Annotated in this window: 19 protein-coding genes; 12 read left to right on the forward strand and 7 right to left on the reverse strand. The window is 71.7% G+C overall.

Annotation, left to right across the window (positions count from 1 at the left end; all coding sequences use genetic code 11):
- Positions 1–213 precede the first annotated feature (213 nt).
- On the reverse strand, positions 214–720 hold the full coding sequence (locus tag N1031_RS20480; protein WP_310795720.1) for a winged helix-turn-helix transcriptional regulator: 507 nt from the start codon (positions 718–720) through the stop codon (positions 214–216).
- A gap of 87 nt (positions 721–807) precedes the next feature.
- Between N1031_RS20480 and N1031_RS18585 the strand changes: the two genes are divergently transcribed.
- Together N1031_RS18585 and N1031_RS18590 are read left to right on the forward strand one after the other, a co-directional pair.
- The gene (locus tag N1031_RS18585) at positions 808–1524 is read left to right on the forward strand and encodes an SDR family oxidoreductase (protein WP_259481412.1); all 717 of its coding nucleotides are present in this window, start codon (positions 808–810) and stop codon (positions 1522–1524) included.
- Positions 1525–1566: 42 nt separating this feature from the next.
- Complete coding sequence (locus N1031_RS18590; protein ID WP_259481413.1) at positions 1567–3123, forward strand: FAD-dependent monooxygenase; 1557 nt, start codon at positions 1567–1569, stop codon at positions 3121–3123.
- A 22-nt stretch (positions 3124–3145) separates the two neighbouring features.
- On the opposite strand, the gene N1031_RS18595 is transcribed toward N1031_RS18590, so the two are convergent.
- Positions 3146–3367: a hypothetical protein gene (locus N1031_RS18595; RefSeq protein ID WP_259481414.1), complete on the reverse strand. Its 222-nt coding sequence runs from the start codon at positions 3365–3367 to the stop codon at positions 3146–3148.
- Between the two features lie 78 nt (positions 3368–3445).
- A complete protein-coding gene (locus tag N1031_RS18600) occupies positions 3446–4327 on the reverse strand; it encodes a glycosyltransferase family 2 protein (RefSeq protein WP_259481416.1) in 882 nt (293 codons plus the stop codon).
- 186 nt (positions 4328–4513) lie between these two features.
- On the opposite strand from N1031_RS18600, the gene N1031_RS18605 reads away from it, so the two are divergent.
- Positions 4514–6970 carry a beta-glucosidase gene (locus N1031_RS18605; protein WP_259481418.1) on the forward strand — a complete coding sequence of 819 codons (2457 nt, stop codon included), beginning with the start codon at positions 4514–4516 and terminating at the stop codon, positions 6968–6970.
- Between the two features lie 175 nt (positions 6971–7145).
- Positions 7146–8474, forward strand: a complete 1329-nt coding sequence (locus N1031_RS18610) for an ABC transporter substrate-binding protein (RefSeq protein ID WP_259481419.1) — start codon at positions 7146–7148, stop codon at positions 8472–8474.
- Between the two features lie 59 nt (positions 8475–8533).
- Here N1031_RS18610 and N1031_RS18615 read toward each other — a convergent pair whose 3' ends face one another.
- On the reverse strand, positions 8534–8662 hold the full coding sequence (locus N1031_RS18615; RefSeq protein WP_259481420.1) for a hypothetical protein: 129 nt from the start codon (positions 8660–8662) through the stop codon (positions 8534–8536).
- Here N1031_RS18615 and N1031_RS18620 point away from each other — a divergent pair.
- Both N1031_RS18620 and N1031_RS18625 read left to right on the forward strand, forming a co-directional pair.
- A complete protein-coding gene (locus N1031_RS18620; RefSeq protein ID WP_259481421.1) occupies positions 8655–9515 on the forward strand; it encodes a carbohydrate ABC transporter permease in 861 nt (286 codons plus the stop codon). The genes N1031_RS18615 and N1031_RS18620 overlap by 8 nt on opposite strands.
- Positions 9509–10453, forward strand: coding sequence for a carbohydrate ABC transporter permease (locus N1031_RS18625; protein WP_259481422.1), 945 nt, complete (start codon positions 9509–9511; stop codon positions 10451–10453). The genes N1031_RS18620 and N1031_RS18625 overlap by 7 nt, the downstream gene beginning before the upstream one ends.
- A 43-nt stretch (positions 10454–10496) precedes the next feature.
- Here N1031_RS18625 and N1031_RS18630 read toward each other — a convergent pair whose 3' ends face one another.
- Complete coding sequence (locus tag N1031_RS18630) at positions 10497–11372, reverse strand: AraC family transcriptional regulator (RefSeq protein ID WP_259481423.1); 876 nt, start codon at positions 11370–11372, stop codon at positions 10497–10499.
- Between the two features lie 118 nt (positions 11373–11490).
- Here N1031_RS18630 and N1031_RS18635 point away from each other — a divergent pair, with 118 nt between their 5' ends.
- From N1031_RS18635 to N1031_RS18645, 3 genes are read left to right on the forward strand one after another with little or no spacing between them, the layout of a single operon-like run.
- The gene (locus tag N1031_RS18635; protein WP_259481424.1) at positions 11491–15090 is read left to right on the forward strand and encodes a DUF5107 domain-containing protein; all 3600 of its coding nucleotides are present in this window, start codon (positions 11491–11493) and stop codon (positions 15088–15090) included.
- Positions 15087–16436 carry a cellulase-like family protein gene (locus N1031_RS18640; protein ID WP_259481425.1) on the forward strand — a complete coding sequence of 450 codons (1350 nt, stop codon included), beginning with the start codon at positions 15087–15089 and terminating at the stop codon, positions 16434–16436. Before N1031_RS18635 ends, N1031_RS18640 begins: the two co-directional genes overlap by 4 nt.
- On the forward strand, positions 16436–17419 hold the full coding sequence (locus N1031_RS18645) for an acetylxylan esterase (RefSeq protein ID WP_259481426.1): 984 nt from the start codon (positions 16436–16438) through the stop codon (positions 17417–17419). The genes N1031_RS18640 and N1031_RS18645 overlap by 1 nt, the downstream gene beginning before the upstream one ends.
- A 44-nt stretch (positions 17420–17463) precedes the next feature.
- Here N1031_RS18645 and N1031_RS18650 read toward each other — a convergent pair whose 3' ends face one another.
- Positions 17464–17874: a DUF2000 family protein gene (locus N1031_RS18650; RefSeq protein ID WP_259481428.1), complete on the reverse strand. Its 411-nt coding sequence runs from the start codon at positions 17872–17874 to the stop codon at positions 17464–17466.
- 104 nt (positions 17875–17978) lie between these two features.
- Here N1031_RS18650 and N1031_RS18655 point away from each other — a divergent pair, with 104 nt between their 5' ends.
- Together N1031_RS18655 and N1031_RS18660 are read left to right on the forward strand one after the other, a co-directional pair.
- Positions 17979–18770 carry a helix-turn-helix transcriptional regulator gene (locus tag N1031_RS18655; protein WP_259481429.1) on the forward strand — a complete coding sequence of 264 codons (792 nt, stop codon included), beginning with the start codon at positions 17979–17981 and terminating at the stop codon, positions 18768–18770.
- Between the two features lie 63 nt (positions 18771–18833).
- Complete coding sequence (locus N1031_RS18660; protein WP_259481431.1) at positions 18834–19973, forward strand: hypothetical protein; 1140 nt, start codon at positions 18834–18836, stop codon at positions 19971–19973.
- Between the two features lie 16 nt (positions 19974–19989).
- Here N1031_RS18660 and N1031_RS18665 read toward each other — a convergent pair whose 3' ends face one another.
- Positions 19990–20697, reverse strand: a complete 708-nt coding sequence (locus N1031_RS18665) for an RraA family protein (protein ID WP_259481432.1) — start codon at positions 20695–20697, stop codon at positions 19990–19992.
- Between the two features lie 72 nt (positions 20698–20769).
- Here N1031_RS18665 and N1031_RS18670 point away from each other — a divergent pair, with 72 nt between their 5' ends.
- Entirely contained in the window at positions 20770–21222 is a 453-nt protein-coding gene (locus N1031_RS18670; RefSeq protein ID WP_259481433.1) for a hypothetical protein, read from the forward strand.
- The last annotated feature ends 11 nt before the right edge of the window (positions 21223–21233 follow it).

Consider the following 21233-nt stretch of genomic DNA (forward strand, 5'->3'; position numbering starts at 1 on the left):
GTGTTCCGGTGCGGGGTGTTCGGGTGCGGGGTGATCGGGACACGTGGTGATAGTGGTGCGGAGTGCTGGGGATTCGGGGTGCGGGGGTGCGGGGCTGCGGGGGTGTGGGGTGATTGGGGCGCGGGGGATGCGGGTGCTGGGGGTGCGGGGCGCTGGGGGTGCGGGGTACCGGGGGTGCGGGTTGAGAGGGGGTGGCGGCGTCCGGGTGTCTGGTCAGCTGGGGATGAAGGTGGCCTGGATTCGGTCGCGGGGGATGGGGGTGCCGGAGGTGTCGGTGTCGCGGTCGGTTCCGGTGCTGGTTCCGGTGCTGGTTTCGGCCGTAGTGACGGCGGGCACGACGGGGAGTCCGGTGGCAGAGTCGACGAACCGCATCGCGGCGGGGCGTGACGGGTCGGATGCGGGACGGTGGCGGTCGGCCCAGTCGCCGAGGGCCAGCAGCACCAGGGCGAGGTCGCGGCCGGCGTCGGTGAGCACGTACTCCTCGCGGGTGCGTCCGGAGGCGGGCTTGTAGCTCTGCCGTTCGAGCACGCCGCTCTCGACCAGGCTGGCGAGCCGCGCGGCGAGCACCTCGCGGGGAACGCCGAGCGACTCCTGGAAGGCGCTGAAGCGGGTGCTACCGGCGAGCGCGTCGCGCACGATCATGAGCGTCCACTTCTCGCCCAGCACGTCGAGCGAGCGGGCGATGGGGCAGCGGTCGTCGCCGCCGAGGATTCCGAGCATGGATTCATCCTAACTGAGTCTGAAACACGAATCCAGCATGCTATGTTCGAATTCCGAAGTCAGCCCGTCGAGAAAGAAGACCATGCGATGACACCCACCACCCCCACCGACCTGAGCGGCGCCGTCGTCCTCGTCACCGGCGCGAACGGCGGCCTCGGCACCGAGTTCGTGCTGCAGGCACTCGCCCGCGGGGCCGCGAAGGTCTACGCCACCGCCCGCACGCCTCGCGTCTGGAATGACGATCGGATCGTCCCCCTCGCCCTCGACGTCACCGACGACGCCAGCGTCGACGCGGCCGCCGCCCGCGCATCCGATGTCACCGTGCTCGTGAACAACGCCGGCGTCGGCGGCACCGGATCGTTGCTCGACTCGACCGTCGACGACGTCGAGCGCGTGTTCGCCACCAACGTGTTCGGGGCGCTGCGGGTGGCCAAGGCGTTCGCGCCGGTGCTCGCCGCGAACGGCGGCGGCGTGCTCGTCGACGTGCACTCGGTACTGAGCTGGCTCGCACTGGCCGGCGGTTACTCCGCCTCGAAGGCGGCGCTGTGGTCGATCACGAACTCGCTGCGGGTCGAGCTCGCACCCCAGCGCACCCTCGTGGTGGGTGCGCACCTGGGCTACACCGACACCCCGATGATCGCGAGCCTCGACGTGGAGAAGAACGACGCCTCGGTGATCGTGGGGCGCATCTGGGACTCCGTGGCGGCCGGCGAGCACGAGGTTCTCGCCGACCAGGTGAGCCGTGACGTCAAGAGCGCTCTGTCGGCTCCGGTCGCGGCCTTGTACCCGCAGCTGTCGGTCTGACGAGGCGCTGACATCCGCCGCCGGCTACGCCAGACTTGGGGCATGACCGACGAGCACACACCAGCCACCTCCGGTTCCCCGGTGGTGCTCGTGGTGGGCGCGGGGCCCGTCGGCCTCGTGCTCGCCGTGGAGCTCGCACGGCGCGGCGTGCCGATCAGGGTGATCGACCGGCTCGGTGAACCCACCACGCAGTCACGTGCGGTGGTGGTGCACGCGCGGAGTCTCGAGATGCTGGATGCGCTCGGCGGCTCGGTGCGCACGGCCGTCGAGCAGGCCGGGGTCATGACGACCGGCGTGCACCTGCACCTCGGATCGGACTCCGACGGCTCCGCCACCCACCGCTTCTCGTTCGAGGGCGTCGACTCACGTCACCCTTACACGGTCACGCTCCCGCAGACCGAGACCGAGCGCATCCTCACCGCCCGCCTCGCCGAACTGGGGGTGGCCATCGAGCGAGGCGTCGAGCTCACCGGGCTGGTTCAGGACGCGGCGGATGCGGGGGGTGCGGAGGGTGCGGGGGGTGTGGCGGGTGCGCCGGGCGCATCGGGCGCGGTGACGGCGGAGCTCACCGGGCCACACGGGCTCGAACGGCTCGACGTGCCCTGGGTGGTGGGCTGCGACGGCGCCCACAGCACCGTGCGGCACCTGGTCGGGGAGCGGCTCGAGGGCAGCTTTCACGGCGAGCGCTTTCTCATGGGCGACGTCGAGGCCGACATGGACGCCGACCGCTCGGCCATGCAGATGTACCTCGGATCGCCCGACGGACCGGGCATGGTGTTCCCGATGGCGGGCACCCGGGCACGCGTGATCGTGGAGGTCTCCGCCGAGGGCGAGGCGCCTCCCGCCACCCTCGACTGGCTGCAGCGGGTGGTGGATGAGCGCGGCATGGGCATCAGGATGCACGAGCCGCACTGGCTGACCACGTTCGACATCCATCACGCGCAGGTGGCGCGGTACCGCGTGGGCCGGGTGCTGCTGGCGGGCGACGCGGCCCACGTGCACAGCCCGGCCGGCGGGCAGGGCATGAACACCGGGATGCAGGATGCCTTCAACCTGGGCTGGAAGCTCGCGAGCGTGGTCGCGGGCGATCTCACGGGGTCTGACGCCGAGGCGGTCGTCGACAGTTATCACGCCGAGCGGCACCCGGTGGCCGCGCACGTCATCCGGTTCACGACGGCGCTCACGAAGGTGGGCACGCTCGACTCCGCGGCGGCACGGTTCGTGCGCGGTCAGGTGCTCGCCGCCGTGTCGCGCCTGGCGCCGGCGCGGGCGAGGCTCGCCGCCGAGATCGAGGAGACCCGGGTGAACTACCGCGACACCCCGCTCGCGACCGCGCGCGATTCGAGGCGTGGCGCGGCGCTCCGGGCCGGCGATGCGGCGCCGCCGTCGCTGAATGCCGTCGACGAGGTGGCCGGGAGCGCACTGCGGGCCATCACGGTGGAGGTGGATGCGGCGCATCCGGATGCAGGAAGGCTGGGTCTCGGCACGGCCGATGGTGTGGTGATCGTGCGGCCCGACGGCTATCTCGGGGGAGTGTTCGAACGGGACGATCCCGCTCTCGACGCCGCCCGCGCGCGACTCGGAGCCGCGAGCGCGTAGCGGGGGTGGTGCTACAGCGCGGCTAGCGCTGCTGCCGGCCTCCGAAGCCGTAGACGATGATGCTCACGATCGGCACCGCGAGGAAGAACACCCACGCCCAGGCCCAGGCGCCCGCGAGGAAGCCGAGCAGCAGGAACAGCACGAGCGCCACGATGGGCACGATCGAGACGATGGCCACGCCCGTGCTCCCGCCGAGCGGGGTCTTGCGTGAGAGCGGATTGGTGTACGGGTCGTTCTCGGTCATGACGTTCCCCCAGGTCGGCGGACTCCCCATGTCGGTCGGTCTGGGACATCCGCTGAGTCGAGTGTATCCCGTCTGGCGCTACTCGGCCGCCGTCTTCGGCGCCCCGCCCCAGCGCTGCGCCGTGCGGTGCTCGGTGAGCGCGCGCCCCGCGTGCAGCGCCGGGTAGATGCCGAGGAACACCGCCATCGGCGCCAGCAGCCGCAGGTCGTGGATGCCGTGGGCGTCGTAGGTGCGCTTGAACCGCTCCACGTAGTAGTAGTAGTCCTTGGGCGAGGAGTCGAGCCGCCTGGCCGACATGCCCACCACCATCGCCGAGACGTAGCCGACCTTGAGTCCCTTGAGCGCCAGGTGCACCGCGAGGTCGAGGTCTTCGTGCATGAGGTCTTCGCGGTCGGCGCACACCTCACCCCGCACGGCGAGCCAGGCCTCCTTGGTGATGGCCATGTTCGTGCCGAACAGGAAGACGTACTTGCCCGCCAGCTTCACCTGGATCTTGCGGAAGGTGTCGTCGGCGTGGTGCCCGAACGCCCGCATCGGCATGTCGTAGTACTCCACCGGTCCGCTCGCGGCCACGAACTCGCCCGTGGCGAAGGCGCGCTGCACCTGCTCCACCCAGTCGGGCGAGAGCGCGGAGTCGGCGTCGATGCGGCCGATGACGGTGCCGGTGGCGGCGTCGAAACCGGCGTTCCTGGTGGGGGTGATGCCCTGCTCCGCATCCTGTGTGACGAGGCGGATGTTCGAGTCGGGGAACGCGGTGATCATCGCCTCCACCGCGGCGCGAGTGCCGTCGGTGGAACGGTTGTCGACCACGATGATCTCATGCGCCGGCACGGTCTGTTCGATCGCCGCGACCAGGCAGTGCCGGATGCCCGCCTCCTCGTTGTAGGCCGGGATCACGATCGACACGGTCGGGAGGGCCGCCGGGCCGGGGTCTGCGGGGAGGAGGGTGCTGTCGGTCACGGCGTCGCCTTTCGGTCGAGGTGTCGGCGGAGGTGGTGCCAGAACGAGTGATACAGGCAGTGGTCGTTGAGGCCGGGAGGCGTAGAGACCAGGAGCCGTAGAGGCCAGTCTGGCAGACGGCGGGCATCGCGCGGGCGGGGTGACGGATGCGGAGAGGGAGCGCTCGAGATGGAGCAGGATGGAAGGGTGACCCCGACCGAGCTCCTCGCGCTGCTGACCGACGAGGAGAAGGTCGCTCTCACGGCAGGTGCCGACGCATGGACGACCCCCGCTATCGACCGACTCGGCATCCCGCCGCTGCGTCTCGGAGACGGGCCGCACGGTGTGCGCCGCCCACAGGAAGGGTCGGGTCTGTCGATGTTCGACTCGCACCCCGCGACCTGCTTCCCCACGGCGGCCGCGCTCGGCGCCAGCTGGGACCCGGCGCTGGTGCGGCGCATCGGGGAGGCACTCGGCCGGGAGTCGCAAGAGCACGGCGTCGACATCCTGCTCGGCCCCGGGGTGAACCTCAAACGAACCCCCATCGGCGGCCGCAACTTCGAGTACTACTCCGAAGACCCCCTCGTGTCGTCGACGCTCGGCTCGGCCTGGGTCGGCGGGGTGCAGAGCGCGGGCATCGGTGCGTCGGTGAAGCACTTCGCGGCCAACAACACCGAGCAGCGCCGCTACGGCATCGACTCCGTGGTCGACGAGCGGGCGCTGCGCGAGCTCTACCTGTCGAGCTTCGAACCCGTGGTCACCCGGGAGCGGCCGGCCACGGTGATGGCCGCCTACAACCGCCTGAACGGCACGCACTGCACCGAGAACCACTGGCTGCTCACCGAGGTGCTGCGGGAGGAGTGGGGCTACGAGGGGGTCGTGGTCTCCGACTGGGGCGCGTCGTGGGACAGGACGGCGTCGATCCCCGCCGGCACCGACCTGACGATGCCGGGGCTCGGCCGTGCCGATGACCGCTACGTGCTCGCTGCTCTGCGCGGAGGCGGTCTCTCGCGGGAGGCGCTCGATGCGGCGGTGCTGCGGGTGCTCGAGCTCGTGGAGCGCTACGGCGGCGATGAGGAGCTCGACCGGCCGGTCGACCTCGTCGCCCATCACCTCCTCGCCAAGGAGGCCGCCGAGGCAGGGACCGTGCTGCTGAAGAACGACGCGCTGCCGGGCCACGGCGTCGTGCTGCCGATGGCACCGGATGCGCGGGTCGCGGTGATCGGGGCTATGGCGGCCGAGCCGCGCTTCCAGGGCGCCGGCAGCTCCCACGTGGTGCCCACGCGCGTCGAGTCGCTGCTGGAGTCGCTCCGCGAGCGCGAAGCCGGCGGACTCCGCGTCGACTACGCCGAGGGCTACGACCGCTACGCCACCACCACGTCGGCCGAGCAGCTCGCGGCGGCCGTGCGGGTGGCCGGTGAGGCCGACGTGGCGGTCGTGGTGATCGGCCTGCCCGAGGTGTACGAGACCGAGGGCGTCGACCGCCGGCACATGCGTCTTCCGGAATGTTTCGATGCGCTGGTCGATGCGGTGGCGGCTGTGAACCCTCGCACGGTCGTGGTGCTGCAGAACGGGTCGCCGGTGGAGCTGCCCTGGGTGGCCTCGGTGCCCGCCGTGCTCGAGTGCTACCTGGGTGGGCAGGCCTCGGGCAGTGCGCTCGCCTCGGTGCTGGTGGGGGAGAGCGAGCCGGGAGGTCGACTGGCCGAGACCTTCCCTGTGCGCTACGAGGAGCATCCGGTGTCATGGCTCCCGGCCGGGCCGGCCACGGTGGAGTATCGCGAGAGCCTGTATCTGGGGTACCGCTACTTCGACACCGCGGCGGAGACCGTCGCATTCCCGTTCGGGCATGGACTGTCGTACACGGACTTCTCGTGGACGGAGGCCGTCGTGACGGGGACCCCGGAGACCGGCGTGGTGGTGCGGCTCACGGTGACGAACACGGGCGACCGCGAGGGTTGCGAGGTGGTGCAGGTCTATGTGCACGACGTGGTCTCGACGCTGTTCCGGCCCGAGCAGGAGTTGCGGGGCTTCGGGAAGGTGCGACTGACGGCGGGGGAGAGCCGCGAGGTCGAGATCGTGCTGCCTCCGAGAGCCTTCGCATTCTGGGATGTGGTGAACGGCGCGTGGGTGGTCGAACCCGGGCGGTTCGAGGTGCGACTCGCGCGCTCGTCGAGGGACGTGGTGCAGCGAGTCGTTCTCACCGCTGCGGGCGAAGAGCCGGCAACATCGGGCGGCGAGGGGCGTGCACGGGAGGTCGGCCCGGTGGCGGAGGGGTACCGCCGACCCGGACGCGATCGGGGTTTCGGCGCAGCGGCTTTCACGGCGCTGCTTGGCCGTGGCGCACCAGCCAACCGCTCCGACCGGCCGGGGGCTTTCACCCTCGACACGGCGCTCCGCGACATGCAGGGCACACGCACCGGGCGATGGCTGACGCGTTTTCTCACCCGTCAGGCGGTGAAGACGATCGGCGCCCCCGACCTCGGCCCGGTCGACTACGTGGCGGGAGAGGTGGTGGGGCAATTCAGCCTGCGCATGCTGCCGACGGTGAGCGACGCGGTCGTCAGCCGCCGCACCGCGGTGCTCGCGCTGCGGGTGCTGAACCGACTCACCCGGCCGCGCGGGGCGCGTGGCACGCGCGGCCAAGGCACCGGCGAGTCGATCTGACAAAGATCCAGGCGCATCGCCGAATAGTCCATGTGAGAGGGCTGTGAGGCGAGAACCGACCAGTGAATCGTCCAGGTATTGGGCAGCATCCACCATGTCTCCGGCGCTCGGGATGCACGTAACCTCAGTTCGCATCACATCCCGAACCCTCGCATCACACTTGCAAAGGAGCATGATGTTCGGACTCTCCCTGAACCGCCGGACACGCCTCGTCGTGGCCGGCACCCTCACCCTCGCACTGGCCGGAGGCCTCGCGGCCTGCTCGTCGGGATCCTCCGACACACCGAGCGACGGCTCGCCGGTCGAGCTCACCTTCCAGTCGTGGGTGCCCAACATCGACCAGGCGGTCGACGCGTTCAACGCCTCGCACGACGACGTCCAGGTCACCCTCGAGACCATCACGGCCGGCCCCGACGGCGGCTACGCGAAGATGCTCTCCGCGGTGCAGGCGGGTGAGCCGGCCGACGTGGTCCAGCTCGGCTACGACGCCATCCCCGACTTCCTCATCAACGACGCGCTCGAAGACATCACCGAGTACGTCGGCGACTCCGAAGACCTGTTCGTGCCCTGGCAGTGGGCCACCGGCAGCTTCGACGGCGCCGTCTACGCGGTGCCGCAGGCCTCCGGCCCGCTCGGCCAGTTCTACCGCAAGGACATCTTCGACTCGCTCGGACTCGCCTACCCCACCACCTGGGAGGAGTACTACGAGGCGGCCAAGGTCATCCACGCCTCCGACCCGAACAAGTACATCACCGCCTTCGCCTTCAACCAGGCCCCCTGGCTGATCGGGCTCGCCCAGCAGGGCGGCGCGAACTGGTTCGGTGTGTCGGGCGACGCCTGGGACGTGACCATCGACGACGAGTCGACCATGAAGGTGGCCGAGTTCTGGCAGAAGCTCATCGACGAGGGCCTGGTGAAGATCGAGGCCGACTTCTCGAGCGAGTGGAACGCCGACATCCAGAACGGGAACGTCGCCACCTGGATCTCGGGCTCCTGGGCCGACGCGATCCTCCGCGGCACCGCGCCCGACACCGCCGGCTCCTGGGCCGTCGGCGCCATGCCCCAGTGGGAGGCCGGCGAGAACGTCTCCGCCACCTGGGCGGGCGGCTCGGCAAGCGCCGTGCTGAAGGGCTCGGCGCACCCGAAGGAGGCGGCCGAGTTCGCGCTCTGGCTGAACTCCGACCCGGAGAGCGTGAACATCCTCACCAACGTGGGCGCCGGCTGGCCGGCCATCGCCGACACCAGCGAGATCACCTCGCTGCAGAGTGACCCTGAGGTGTTCGAGTTCTACGGCGGCCAGGACATCTGGGACGTGTTCGCCGAGTCCGACGCCGCGGTCGACACCTCGTGGATGTGGCCGCCGCTCTCGTCGACCCTGTTCGCCTCGCTCACCGACAACGTCAAGAGCGCGGTGGAGGGCGGCACGCCACTGACCGGCGCCTTCGAGGCCACGCAGACTGACATGGTCGACGCGCTCGAGGCCAAGGGCATCGCGGTTAACTAGCCGGACAGCCCGAAGGATGCGGGCGGGGCGCACCCAGGTCGCCCCGCCCGCATCCCGCATCACACCCCCTCGATCTCCACCCCCTCGACGACGAAGGACCGACGCTCTCCCGTGGCCACCATCGCTCCCGCACCCGCGACCGCACCCGCGACCAGGCGCAGACCCCCGGTCGCGCTCTTCGTGCTCACCGTTCCGTTCCTGGTGATGTTCGCCCTGTTCTTCGTGGCGCCGATCGTCTACGCCGTGGTGCAGAGCCTGTTCGCCACGAAGTCGTCGGGCCTCGGCTTCGGCGCGCCGGAGACCGTGTTCGTGTTCTTCGACAACTACCTCGCCGCGCTCAGCAACCCGTCGTTCGTCGAGAGCCTCGGCCGGCTGCTGCTGTTCTCGCTCATCGAGGTGCCGCTCATGGTGGTGACCGCACTCGGCCTCGCCTTGCTGCTCGAATCGGCGAGGGCACGTTTTCCCCGGTTCTTCCGGGTCGTGTACTTCGTGCCCTACGGCGTGCCCGGGGTGATCGCGGCCCTGCTCTGGGGCTTCCTCTACATCCCCGCCACCAGCCCGGTGCTGCAGGGGCTCGCCGCGATCGGCATCGACATCAATCCGCTCTCCTCCGACGGGGTGCTGTTCGCCATCGCCAACATCGCGCTGTGGGGGTTCGCGGGCTACAACATGCTCATCCTCATCGCCGCGCTGAACGCGATCCCCTCCGAGCTCTACGAGGCCGCGCGCATCGACGGCGCCTCGGAGTGGACCATCACCTGGCAGATCAAGCTGCCGCTGGTGCGGCCCTCCGTCATCCTGGTGACGGTGTTCACGATCATCGGCACGCTGCAGCTGTTCGTCGAACCGCTCGTGCTGAGGCCCCTCACGACGGCGATCAGTTCTGACTTCACCCCCAATCTCGCCGCCTACAACCAGTCGTTCGCCCAGGGCAACCCGAACCTCGCCGCCGCGATGGCGGTGATCGTGGCCGTGATCGGCTTCGTGTTCTCGTTCGGCTTCCTCCGCCTGGTGAACCGGAAGGGGAACCGCGCATGGTGACCACCGCACCCGGCAGCACGACCGCACCCAACAGCCCCACCGCATCCGCCGCACCCGCCGCCGCACCCGGCCGCGTGGCGCGTGGCCAGCGTATCCGTCAGCCCCTCGTGAGCACGATCGTGGTGAACGGCGTGCTCGTGCTGGCGGCGATCTACTTCCTGCTGCCCATCCTCTGGGTGCTCATCGCCGCCACGAAGTCGCCCGGGCAGCTGTTCAACAGCTTCGGGCTGTGGTTCTCCGACTCGCCGCAGGCGTGGCAGAACCTGGTGGCGGTGTTCACCCAGGACGGCGGCATCTTCACCACCTGGATCGTGAACAGCGTCATCTACTCGGCGGTGGGCGCCTTCGTGGCCATGGTCATCTCGGCCGCCTGCGGGTACGCCTTCGCGAAGTACGTGTTCAGGGGCCGCGAGACGCTGTTCTCGATCGTGCTCGGAGGGGTGCTCGTGCCGGCCACTGTCATCGCGCTACCCCTGTACTTCCTCCTCAACGCGGTCGACCTCACAGGCACCTACTGGGCGGTGCTGCTGCCCAGCATGGTGAGCCCGTTCGGGGTGTACCTGGCGCGCATCCACGCCAACGCGGCCGTGCCCGACGAGGTGATCGAGGCCGCGCGCATCGACGGTGCGGGCGATCTGCGCATCTTCGCGACCATCGCCACGCGCATGCTGATGCCGGCGCTCGTGACCATCTTCCTGTTCCAGTTCGTCACCATCTGGAACAACTACCTGCTGCCGCTGGTGATGCTCAACAGCCCGCGCACCTTCCCGCTCACCCTCGGTCTCACTCTCTGGAACTCGCAGACGCAGCGCGACCCGATGTTCTACCAGCTGGTCGTGACCGGCTCGGCCGTGTCGGCCATCCTGCTGGTGGTGCTGATGATCTCGCTGCAGCGGTTCTGGAAGGCCGACCTCACCGCGGGGGCGACGAAGGGCTGACCGGATGCGCGGCAGGCCGGCCGTTGCGACCGGCCGGTGCCGCTCAGCCCTTGCGCTGCGAACGGTAGGTGCTCGGGCTCACGCCGTGCATGCGCCGGAACTGGCGGGAGAAGTAGAACGGGTCGGCCATGCCCACCTCGCGGCCGATCTCGGCCACCGAGAGCGCGGTCGTGTCGAGCAGCCGGCGGGCCCTGGCCATCTTGAGCGAGGTGTGGTGCGCGAGCACCCCGCCTCCGGTCGCATCGCGGAACAGGGCGGAGAGATGCGACGACGACACCCCCACCAGTGCCGCGAGCTCGGGTACCCGGATGGAGCCGTCGACCCGGTCTTCGAGGTAGCGCATCGCGCGCTCGAGCGGCTCGCCCTCCTCGGGGAGGCGGCGGTCGACGGCCAGCTGGGTGAGCATCCGCCACGCCATCCCCGCCGTCGCCACCAGGCGGGCGGGGGACTGGTCGCGTTCGAGGGCGCTCACGATCTCGTCGAGCATCGCCGTGAGGCGGTCGACCGAGCGCAGCGAGACCGTGATGCGCGAGGGGTCGACGCCCGAAGCCTCCACCAGCTCGGCGACGTCGCTGCCGCGCACATGGCACCACCAGATCGTCCAGGGGTCGCTCTCCGAGGCGCCGTAGGCGTGCGGTACACCGCCGGGGATGACTGCGGCGGTCGACGAGCCGATCCTGTGGCGCACGCCGCCGGCCTCGATCCAGCCCGAGCCGCCCACGCAGACGATCACGATGGTCTCCTCGGCGCCCCGCGGCCGATGGCGGCCATGCGCGTCGGCGTGCGGAAAGTAGCCCGCGTCGGTGACGACGAGGCGCCTGGTGACCGGCCTCCCCAGCGCCTCGGCGACCAGGGGGCGCGGGAGTACGCAGAGACGCTGGTTGTCGAATCCGGTCGCGCGTTCGAGCGGGGAGTCCATGCTTCATCATGGCACGCGGGCGGCGACGGAGTGACTCCCACGCGAATCAGCGGATCCTCCATCCCGTGCCCATCATCTGCCATGGATGCCCCGGCCGCCGCTGCCTAGTCTCGAGCGTGTGAACACCGCCGTGACCCCCGCCCACACCCCGGCGACCCCCGCCCACGCCCCGGCGACCCCCGCCCACACCCCGGCGACCCCCGCCCACGCCCCGGCGACCCCCGCCCACGCCCCGGCGACCCCCGCCCACGCCCCCTCGAGCGTGCTGCGGCTCCCCGAGGCGCCGCCCGACCAGGCCGCGGTGCTCGCCGCGGGAGGGGTGGCGTGCTGGAGCGCCCCGCTCGAGATCGACACCTACGAGCCGGCCGCACCCGACCGCTACCCGGTGTTCCTCGACCGGCGGGTGTACCAGGGGTCGAGCGGCAAGGTGTACCCGATGCCGTTCATCGACCGCATCGCCACCGAGAAGGCGCCCCGCGCCTGGCAGGCCGTGCACCTCGAGAACGAGTATCTGCGCCTCCTGCTGCTGCCCGAGATCGGCGGGCGCATCCACCTCGGCTACGACAAGACCGCCGACTACGACTTCTTCTACCGCAACAACGTCATCAAGCCCGCCCTCGTGGGCCTCGCGGGACCGTGGATCTCGGGCGGCGTCGAGTTCAACTGGCCGCAGCACCACCGGCCGGGCACCTTCCTGCCCGTCGACACCCGCATCGAGCGCGGTGACGACGGCGCGGTGACCGTGTGGCACAGCGACATCGACCCGCTGCAGCGGATGCGCGGGCTGCACGGCGTGCGCCTCACCCCGGGCAGTTCGCTGATCGAGGTGCTCGCCGAGCTCACCAACCGCACTGACGAGCCGCAGACCTTCCTCTGGTGGGCCAACGTGGCGGCGCGGTCGCACGAGCGGTACCAGTCGTTCTTCCCCACCGACGTGCGCTACGTGGCCGACCACGCCCGGCGTGCTGTCACGGCGTTCCCGCGCGCAGACCGGCCGTACTACGGGGTCGACTATCCGGCGCTCGTCGACGCCGCGCATCCGGATGCCGACCGGCTCGACATCTACACCTCCATCCCGGTGCCCACCTCCTACATGGTCACCGACACGGTCGACGACTTCTTCGGCGGCTACGACCACGACGCGCAGGCGGGGTTCGTGCACTGGGCCGACCGCGCCATCTCGCCGGGCAAGAAGCAGTGGACCTGGGGCAACGGGCCCATCGGCCACGCCTGGGACGAGCAGCTCACCGACGGCGACGGCCCCTACGTGGAGCTCATGGCCGGGGTGTACACCGACAACCAGCCCGACTTCAGCTACCTCGCGCCGGGGGAGACGCGCGGGTTCAGCCAGTTCTGGTACCCGATCCAGCGGATCGGGCCGGCGCACCAGGCGAACCGCGAGCTGGCGGTGAGTCTCGAGGTGGTTCCGGATGCACGCGGTGCGGGTGCGGGCGGTGCGGGTGCGGGCGGTACGGGTGCGGGGGCGCGTGACGGGGATGCGGGCGAGACCGTGCGGGTCGGGGTGGCGTCGGCGATCGTGGTGCCGGATGCGAGGGTGGTGCTGGTGCGCCGCGCTGGGACGGATGTCGACGGTGCCGTGGGCGCATGGACCGTCGAACTCGCGCCCGGTGAGCCGTTCCTCGTGGAGGTGGTGCTGCCGGCGGGCGTGCGGACCGAGGAGCTGACGCTGACCGTGGAGCGGGAGGGGGAGACGCTGATCGAGTGGACGCCCCGGCCCGGCGCACCGGAGCCCGGCGAGGGGGCGGGCACGGGCGCGGGCATGGGCACGGGCACAGAGCCGTGGACCGCCAGCGAGCCACCCGCGCCCGAGGAGATCGTCTCGGCCGACGAGCTCTACCTCACCGGGGTGCACCTGCAGCAGTACCGGCATCCCACCCGCTCGGCGGTGCCGTACTTCGAGGAGCTGCTGCGCCGTGACCCTCTCGACTCCCGCGCGTCGACCGCGCTCGGGGCCTGGCACCATCGCCGCGGCGAGTACCGCGAAGCCGTGCGCCTGTTCGAGAACGCGCTGACGCGACTCACCGCGCGCAACCTCAATCCGGCGAGCGGCGAGACCAGCTACCGGCTGGGCCTGTCGCTCGAACGGCTCGGTGAGCTCGACGAGGCGCATGACCGGTTCGCGAAGGCGGCCTGGGACGGCGCCTGGGCGGTGCCGGCCGGTGTCGCCATCGCTCGCCTGGCCCTTCGTCGAGGCGACGCCGCTGCGGCGCTGGGCGCGCTGGCGGGGACGGGGTCGCGATCGGCCGAGCCGGAGCGGCTGAAGGTCATGGCGCTCCGGCGACTCGGGCGCGTGGCCGAGGCGGAGGAGCTGATCGCCGGGCTGATGGACGCCGATCCGCTCGACCCCGCGACCCGGGCGCTGGCGGGCGGGCGTGCGGCCACGGCTGCGGCCCTGTCCGTCGACCCCAAGGCCGCGTTGCTGGTGGCCTGCGACTGGGCACGGGCCGGGCTCTGGGCCGAGGCGGTGGCGCTGACAGACGCACTGATCGCCACGACCGGGGGAGACGGTGACGAGGGGGGCACCCAGGCCCCCGGGAAGCCGGCCTTCGGGAACGCGGCCTTCGGGAACCCGGTGCCGCTCGCGCACTACCTGCGCGCATCCTGGTTCGACCGTCTCGGCGATGCGGTCGCGTCCGCATCCGAGCGAGGGCGGGCGAGGGGCGCCGACACGCTGCACGCCTTCCCGGCCGGGCTCGACGAGTACGACGCCCTGCAGGCTGCGATCGACGCCGACCCGGGCGACGCCGTGGCTCACGCTCTACTCGGCGCCTGGCTGCTCGACGCCGGCCGCACCGATGACGCCCGTGACACGCTTGCCACGGCGACGCAGCTCGGCAGCACCGACCCGGTCGCCTGGCGCAACGCGGCGATCGCGCTGGTGAACAGCGGTGGGGATCCGGATCGGGCCGATGAGCTGCTCGCCCGCGCCCTCGAGCTCAGCCCGGGCGACGCCCGGCTCGTGTTCGAGCGCGACGTTCTCGCGGGCATCCGCGGTGTCGACCCGGCCGAGCGGCTGCTCGCCCTCGAGCGGGAGCCCGAGGCCGTGGCCAGGCGCGACGACCTCGCACTCAGTCACCTGGGCCTGCTGCTCGACGCGGGGCGGGTCGACGAGGCGCTCTCGATCCTCGGCACCCGCCGTTTCCAGCCCTTCGAAGGAGGGGAGGGCAAGGCGATCGCGGCCTACGACCGGGCGACTCTGGCGGTGGCGCGGCGGCTGCTCGTGACGGATGCGCGGGCAGCGGTCGAGCTGCTGCGAGCGGGCATCGAGGTTCCCGCGAACCTCGGTGAGGGCCGGCACCCCGCCGGCAGCATGGCGGAGCGGTTCGTGCTGCTCGGCGACGCCCTCGATTCGCTCGGCGAGACCGCGGAGGCCACCGCCGCCTGGCGGCGGGCGCGCTCGGGGGCGGGAGCCCTCGACGTCGCGCCCCGCCCGGTCGAGGCCGCCGACTTCTGGGTCGGTGTGGCGCACCTGCGCCTCGGCGAGACGGCAGAGGCCGACGCGCTGTGGGCGGCGCTCGACGCCCGGGCGGCCGTGCTCGAGACCGAGAAGCCGAAGGTCGACTACTTCGCCACCTCGCTCCCCGAGCTGCTGCTGTTCGACACCGACACGAGCGGCGCGCGTGCCCGCACCGCGGCGCTGCTGCGAGACTGGGCTGCGCGCGGTCGCTCGCTGGCCGCCGGAGAGGATGCGGCATGAGCGCGATCGACGGGACTGCGCTCACCGCGGCCGCGCTCACCGGAGTTGTTCCCTCCCACCTGCCGAGCCGTCTCACCGTCACGCTCTGGGACTTCTCCTGGTACACCAGGGCCGAACCGGGCGGGCCGTTCGACGACCTCGACCGCGCGTGCGCCGAGGCGGTCGACCGCGGGTACAACGCCATCCGCATCTGCGCGGCCCCCATGCTGCTCACGTTGCCCGAGCTCGCGGGCGAGGCTGCCGGTCTGGCGATCGAGGGGCTCGGGCGAACCCCGTTCGACGGCGAGACCTCCGACGGGACGGCGACGGTTCCGTACTACGGCGCCCGCACCCGGTGGTACGACACCCCCGGCGGGTACACGGTCGACCTCGGCGCGCGACTGATCGAGCTGTTCGACGCGGCGGAGCGCCACGGGCTCGTGGTGCTGCTGGCGAGCTGGGAGTACCAGCAGTCGCCGGCCTTCGCCCGCTCCGACGCGTGGTTCCGGGCGCTCGACGCCGTCCCGCTCGCCGACCGCTACACCACGCTCGAACTGGCCTGGAACCGCCTCCTCGCGCGGCTCACCGACGCGGGGCACCGCGAGCGCATCGCGATGGTCGAACTGCACAACGAGGTCGACTTCTCGTTGCTGCCTCCGCTGGCCGACGGCGGGGCTGAGGCGGTGCAGCGGCTGCGGGCCGCGCATCCCGACCTGCTCGTCACCGCGAGCTACGGCAAGCCGCCGCACCTCGCGATGCACCAGGTGCCCGAGGGTCTGGGTGCCGCTCAGTTCCACGTGTACAGCTACGGCGTGCTCGACGCGTTGCAGAGCGAGCTCGACATCCGCTCGGAGGGCAGCGACGACTTCCCCAACGCGGCACTGCGAGCGATGCTCGTGCCCGGGGCGCCGAACCCGGCCGAGTACGGCAGGGCCGCCGAGTGGAAGTACCGGGCCACCGTGGTGACCGACCAGATGTTCTACGGCTACGACTTCCTCGACGCCGACGCCTGGGACGCCTGGCTGTACGCCCACTACGGCGACTACCGTGAGGTGATGCTGCGCGAGATCGAGTCGAGGGTGATCGCCATCGCCGAGTGGGCGCGCTGGAAGGCGGTGCCCGCCGTGGTGGGTGAGGGATGGATCGGGTACACGCCGCTGCACGGCACCTTCGAGGAGGGGCCGGTGGGCCGGGCGCTCGCCGAGCACGGCATCCGCACCGCCCTCGAGCACGGGGTGTGGGGGATGGTGCTGTGCTCCAACGCGGCACCCCACCACCCGATGTGGGCCGACGTGGAATGGCAGCGGCGGATGAACGCCGAGATCCTCGCCGCGCCGCTGCCGATGCCGTCGGGGGTCTCGCGCTGATGCCCCAGTACGACCTGCCCCTGCCCGAGCTCGAGCGCTACCGGCCCGAGCGGCACGAGCCCGCCGATTTCGACGCGTTCTGGAGCCGCACCCTCGCCGAGACGGCCGCGCATCCGCTCGCCGCCGTGTTCACCGAGGTCGACGCCGGGTTCACCGAGCTAGTCACCGAAGACGTCGTGTTCGCGGGGTTCGGCGGGCACCCCATCCGGGGCTGGATGCTGCGGCCGCGTCACGCGGAGGGGCCGCTGCCCGCGGTGGTGACCTACATCGGCTACGGCGGCGGTCGCGGGCATCTCGCCGAGTGGACCGCGCTGCCGAGCGCCGGGTTCGCGCACTTCGTGATGGACCTGCGCGGCCAGGGGGCCGGGCACCGCAGGGCCGACACCGTCGACCCGGGGGTGGGAGGTCCGCACTTCGGGGGCTTTCTCACGCTCGGCATCGAGTCGCCCGAGGGGTACTACTACCGGCGCGTGTTCGCCGACGCGGTGCGGGCCGTGGAGGCGGTGCAGGGGCATCCGGCGGTCGACCCCGCCCGGGTCGTGATCTCGGGCGGCAGCCAGGGCGGGGCGATCGCGCTCGCCGCGGCCGCGCTCACCCCGGGCGCGGTGCCGGTGACACCGGTCGGGGTGATCGTCGACGTGCCGTTCCTCAGCGACGTGCGCCGGGCGGTGCGGCTCGTCGACACGGCGCCGTACTCCGAGCTCGTCAGCTGGCTCGGCGTGCAGATCGACCCCGAGCGGCAGGAGCGCGCGTTCTCGACGATCGACTACTTCGACGGGGTGAACCTCGCGGCGCGGGGCACGATGCCGGCGTCGTTCGCGGTGGCGCTTCTCGACGACATCTGCCCGCCGTCGACCGTCTACGGCGCCTACAACTCCTACGCGGGCGAGAAGACGATGACCGTGTACCCGTTCAACGGGCACGCCAACGGGGGAGCGGCGCGGATCGCGGAGCACATCGCGTTCGCGCGGTCGCTGACCTGAGTGCGCGCTGACATGAGGCGTGGTCGCGGGCGACCACGGAGCGCTCACGCGTGCAGGCGGGCGCCCTTGACGATCTTGTCGACGGCGTTGCGGGGGCCGCGCAGGGCGAGCCCCACGAGGTCGAGCTCCGCGGTGGACACAGCGGCGACGGCGGCGCGGTTGGCCTCGTCGTGGCCCGTGGAGAACATGTCGCGGGTGTAGACCGCCGCCCGTAGGCCACGGGATGCGGCGCGGTCGAGCGCTGCGGCGAGCATCCCGGAGTCGCCCGAGTACACGAGGACGGGCTGGCGCAGCAGCGGGAGGTACTCGCGGCCGTCGGCGTCGCGGTAGGGCTCGCCGACGAGGTCGGGCTCGCTGGTGGCCACACCGCTCAGGAGGAAGGCGGTCACGTTGAGCTCCTGCCAGGGGAGCAGGTCGTCGCGGAGCAGTACCGCGACCTTGGTGTCGAATCGCATGCGTTCAGCCTGGCGGCGCGGGCGGGGTGGAGTCTTGTACGTTTCTTGCACGGGATGCGAGGGAACGGGATGCGCGGGCACGGGATGCGAGGGGGTGGTCGGCGATGAACGAGCAGGTGCGGGCGTGGCGGCCTCGGGTGCCTCTCGTGCGCGAGGTGCTGCACGCGACCTTCGAGCAGCACGCCTATCCCGCGCACACCCACGACGTGTGGACGGTGCTGCTCATCGACGAGGGCGCCGTGAGCTACCGTATGGACGGCGCGGCCCACGAGGCGCGGCCGGCCTCGGTGAGTCTCCTGCCGCCACACGTGCCCCACGACGGGCGCTCGGCCGTGCGCGGCACGGCGTTCCGCAAGAGGGTGCTTTATCTCGACGAGGGTTGGCTGCCCCCGTCGGCCGTGGGGGCCGCAGCGGCGCGGCCGTTCGCCGCCGACGCCCGCGTGCAGCCGCTGATCACCGCGCTGCACGCGACGATCCTCCACCCCGGGGACGAGCTCGTCGCCGAGCACGGCGTGCTGCGGCTGGCCGACCTGGTACAGCTCGGGCTCGGCGGTGCCAGGGCGCATCGGCACGACGCCCCGATCGCGCGGCGGCTGCGGCAGCTTCTCGACGACCGGTTCACCGAGGCGATCACCCTCGACGAGGCGGCGCGGATGCTCGGGGCCCACCCCAGTCACCTGGTGCGCTCGTTCTCGGCCGCCTACGGCATCCCGCCGCACCGCTACGTGACGGGACGCCGGGTCGACCTCGCGCGCCGCCTGCTGCTCTCCGGGCACACGGCGGCCGCGAGCGCGGTGCAGGCCGGATTCCACGATCAATCGCATCTCACCCGGCATTTCCGCCGCACGCTCGGCACGACGCCGGCCGCGTTCGCCGCAGCCGGCCGGGCGGCCTGAACGGCGAGGGAACCCGGCCGCCCCATCCGGACATCACGGGGTAGGAAGGGTGTGGGGGTGCTGATGGCTGGTGAGTCTGCGGGCGAAGAAGCTTCGGATGGGGGCGGAAGTGGTGGACCTCGTCGATCCGTACTCGCGACGACGGCCGTCGTCGTCGGGGCGGCGACGGTTCTGGTGGTGCTGATCGTCGTGGCGTTCTTCTGGCCGACGTACGCGGCCGACACCGGCGGGGTGGGCGCCGGCGGGAGTGGAGTCGCCGAGACGGCGGCCGAGATGCCGGCCGACCAGGCGCTCGAGACCACAGCCCTCTCCCCGGCGGGAACCGGGGCGGACCCGGCGGCGGGCCTGTTCGGGGACTGGCGGATGAGCGGGGCGCCGGCAGAGGAGGGCGACTGGCTGAGGATCCACAGCAGCGGACTGCAGGTGGTCAGGGCGTGCGGTCATCTGGGGTGGTCGTTCGCGGCGGCCGACGGGCTCCTCGTGACGGCGCTCGGCGCGGGATCGGAGGCCTGCTTCCGTGGTGCGGAAGGCGGCTGGCTGGCCGAGGGGCCTGACCAGGACTGGGGGCTGTCGCTCCGGGGATACCGGGCGACGGAGACGGGGTGGGAGCTGCTCGACGCCACGGGCACGGTGGTGGCCACGCTGCATCCGCCGGTCGGCCCCGACGGCTCACCGCTGGCGTCTCCCTGGGAGGTGGAGGGGGTGCCGCTGCTCGACGACGAGCTCGACGACGCCCTGGTCGCCTCGCTGTATGAGCGGCCGGCGCCGCTCGGCGACGGGCTCGTCGCGGCGCGGGCGGATCAGCTGCTCGGCACCTGGAAGGTCGTGGGAGACCAGGGCGTCGCGCAGGACGGCGGCGCGGGAGCGGGGGACGCGGGAGAGGTCGGCGTGGGCGACGACAGCGTGGCCACGATCACCATCACGCCCGAGGGCGTGCGCACGCGGGACTGCCACTCGCTGTCGTGGCCGGGGAGGCAGGGCCCGCTCGACCCGCCTCTCGCGGAGCCGGCCGGCAGCGGTACGCCATGGGCCGGGGACGGATCCCTGTTCCTCATGCCCTTCGTCGCCTCCGATGCGATGGCCTGCGTGCCCACGTTCCCGGTGCTGGCCGGATGGGTGCGCACGATCGCCTACGACGAGGGGCAGCTGGTGCTCTTCGACCCCGCCGGGGTGGAGCTCGGCCGTCTCGAGCGAGCCGGGTAGGGCGATCGTGTTCCGATCACTCCTCGAGGGCGCCGCCGAGCGAGCGCAGGTGCTCCCGGAACGTCGTGCCCGACGCGGCACGCGCCCGCAGGTACTCGCCGAAATGCAGTTGGTGCCGCAACGAGACGCCCGAGGCCACGAGCTCGGCCTGCCGGCGCTCGGTGTCCCGGATCTCCCGAGCGCGCTCGGCGACCTCGACCACGCGGTCGAGCGGGAGGAACACGATGCCGTCGTCGTCGCCTAGCACGACGTCGTCGGGGGAGACCGTATGGTCGCCGACGCGGGCCGAGCGGAGCGCATCCGGATGCTGAGGGTCGAGCCGGAGGGGACCGGTGGGCAGCGCCCCCTCGCTGAACACGGGCAGACCGATGGCGTGCAGCTCGCTCGTGTCGCGGTGCAGGCCCCACACGACCATGCCCGCGAGCCCGGCGCCCTGCACCTCGAGCGCCGTGAGATCGCCGACGCAGGCCTCGCCGCGGCGGCCGCCGTTGTCGACGACGAGCACCTCGCCCGGCGCGGACTGCTCGAGTGCCTCGAGGAAGACGTCGACGCTGCCGGCGTGACGGGCCGGTCGTACGCGCCCCGCCACGCGGGTGCCGGGCTGCAGTGGTCTGACCGTCGCCGGGGCGCAGCGCACGGGCAGGCCGAGCCGCAGCAGTGCGTCGGCGACATGAGGGGTGGTCAGGCCCTCGAGGAGGTGAGCCGGAGTGGAGGAAGCGTTCATGGCGCCACGCTACCGAGCCGTCGATCGCCGAACGGGCATGCGGATGGCGCGCGGGTCGCGGCGAGGAGTGCCGTGAGCGCGGTGGGACTCGCGACGGCCGTTCTGCTGGCCGGCTGCACGATCGATCCGCCGGCACCCGCGCCCATCTCCGCCTCCACCGATGCCGCGAGCGAGGGAGTGCTCTGGCGGCAGGTGGAGTACGACGCGACCCGCCCGCCGGAGGACTGGGTGGACACGGTGGAATGGGTGGATGCGGCGGAGGGGGTGATCCGGCTGACGGTGATGGGGTCTCCCCACTGCGACGAGCGCCTCGACCACGTGCGATCCTTCGAGTCGGGCATCGACTTCGTCACCGAGTGCGATCCGCCCGGAGGCCCCGACATCGGCGAGATGAAGACCTTCCTCACCGAGCTCCCCGTCGGCTTCGACCGCACGGTGCCCGTGCTGGTGTGGTTCGACACCCGGGTCGTGGGTGAGCTGACGCCGGCCGACGAGATGCTGGACAGCGACAGCGACGCGAACTAGCCTGATCGTGC

This window comes from Herbiconiux moechotypicola (assembly GCF_024979255.1).
GTDB lineage: Bacteria > Actinomycetota > Actinomycetes > Actinomycetales > Microbacteriaceae > Herbiconiux > Herbiconiux moechotypicola.

Bases quoted from the DNA above. Each gene is read 5' to 3' on its own strand.
- N1031_RS18585 (WP_259481412.1), top strand. From the start codon at position 808: ATGACACCCACCACCCCCACCGACCTGAGCGGCGCCGTCGTCCTCGTC.
- N1031_RS18645 (WP_259481426.1), top strand. From the start codon at position 16,436: ATGCCCCAGTACGACCTGCCCCTGCCCGAGCTCGAGCGCTACCGGCCC.
- N1031_RS18630 (WP_259481423.1), bottom strand. From the start codon at position 11,372: ATGGACTCCCCGCTCGAACGCGCGACCGGATTCGACAACCAGCGTCTC.
- N1031_RS18665 (WP_259481432.1), bottom strand. From the start codon at position 20,697: ATGAACGCTTCCTCCACTCCGGCTCACCTCCTCGAGGGCCTGACCACC.
- N1031_RS18610 (WP_259481419.1), top strand. From the start codon at position 7,146: ATGTTCGGACTCTCCCTGAACCGCCGGACACGCCTCGTCGTGGCCGGC.
- N1031_RS18655 (WP_259481429.1), top strand. From the start codon at position 17,979: ATGAACGAGCAGGTGCGGGCGTGGCGGCCTCGGGTGCCTCTCGTGCGC.
- N1031_RS18625 (WP_259481422.1), top strand. From the start codon at position 9,509: ATGGTGACCACCGCACCCGGCAGCACGACCGCACCCAACAGCCCCACC.
- N1031_RS18650 (WP_259481428.1), bottom strand. From the start codon at position 17,874: ATGCGATTCGACACCAAGGTCGCGGTACTGCTCCGCGACGACCTGCTC.
- N1031_RS18590 (WP_259481413.1), top strand. From the start codon at position 1,567: ATGACCGACGAGCACACACCAGCCACCTCCGGTTCCCCGGTGGTGCTC.
- N1031_RS20480 (WP_310795720.1), bottom strand. From the start codon at position 720: ATGCTCGGAATCCTCGGCGGCGACGACCGCTGCCCCATCGCCCGCTCG.
- N1031_RS18660 (WP_259481431.1), top strand. From the start codon at position 18,834: ATGGCTGGTGAGTCTGCGGGCGAAGAAGCTTCGGATGGGGGCGGAAGT.
- N1031_RS18595 (WP_259481414.1), bottom strand. From the start codon at position 3,367: ATGACCGAGAACGACCCGTACACCAATCCGCTCTCACGCAAGACCCCG.
- N1031_RS18640 (WP_259481425.1), top strand. From the start codon at position 15,087: ATGAGCGCGATCGACGGGACTGCGCTCACCGCGGCCGCGCTCACCGGA.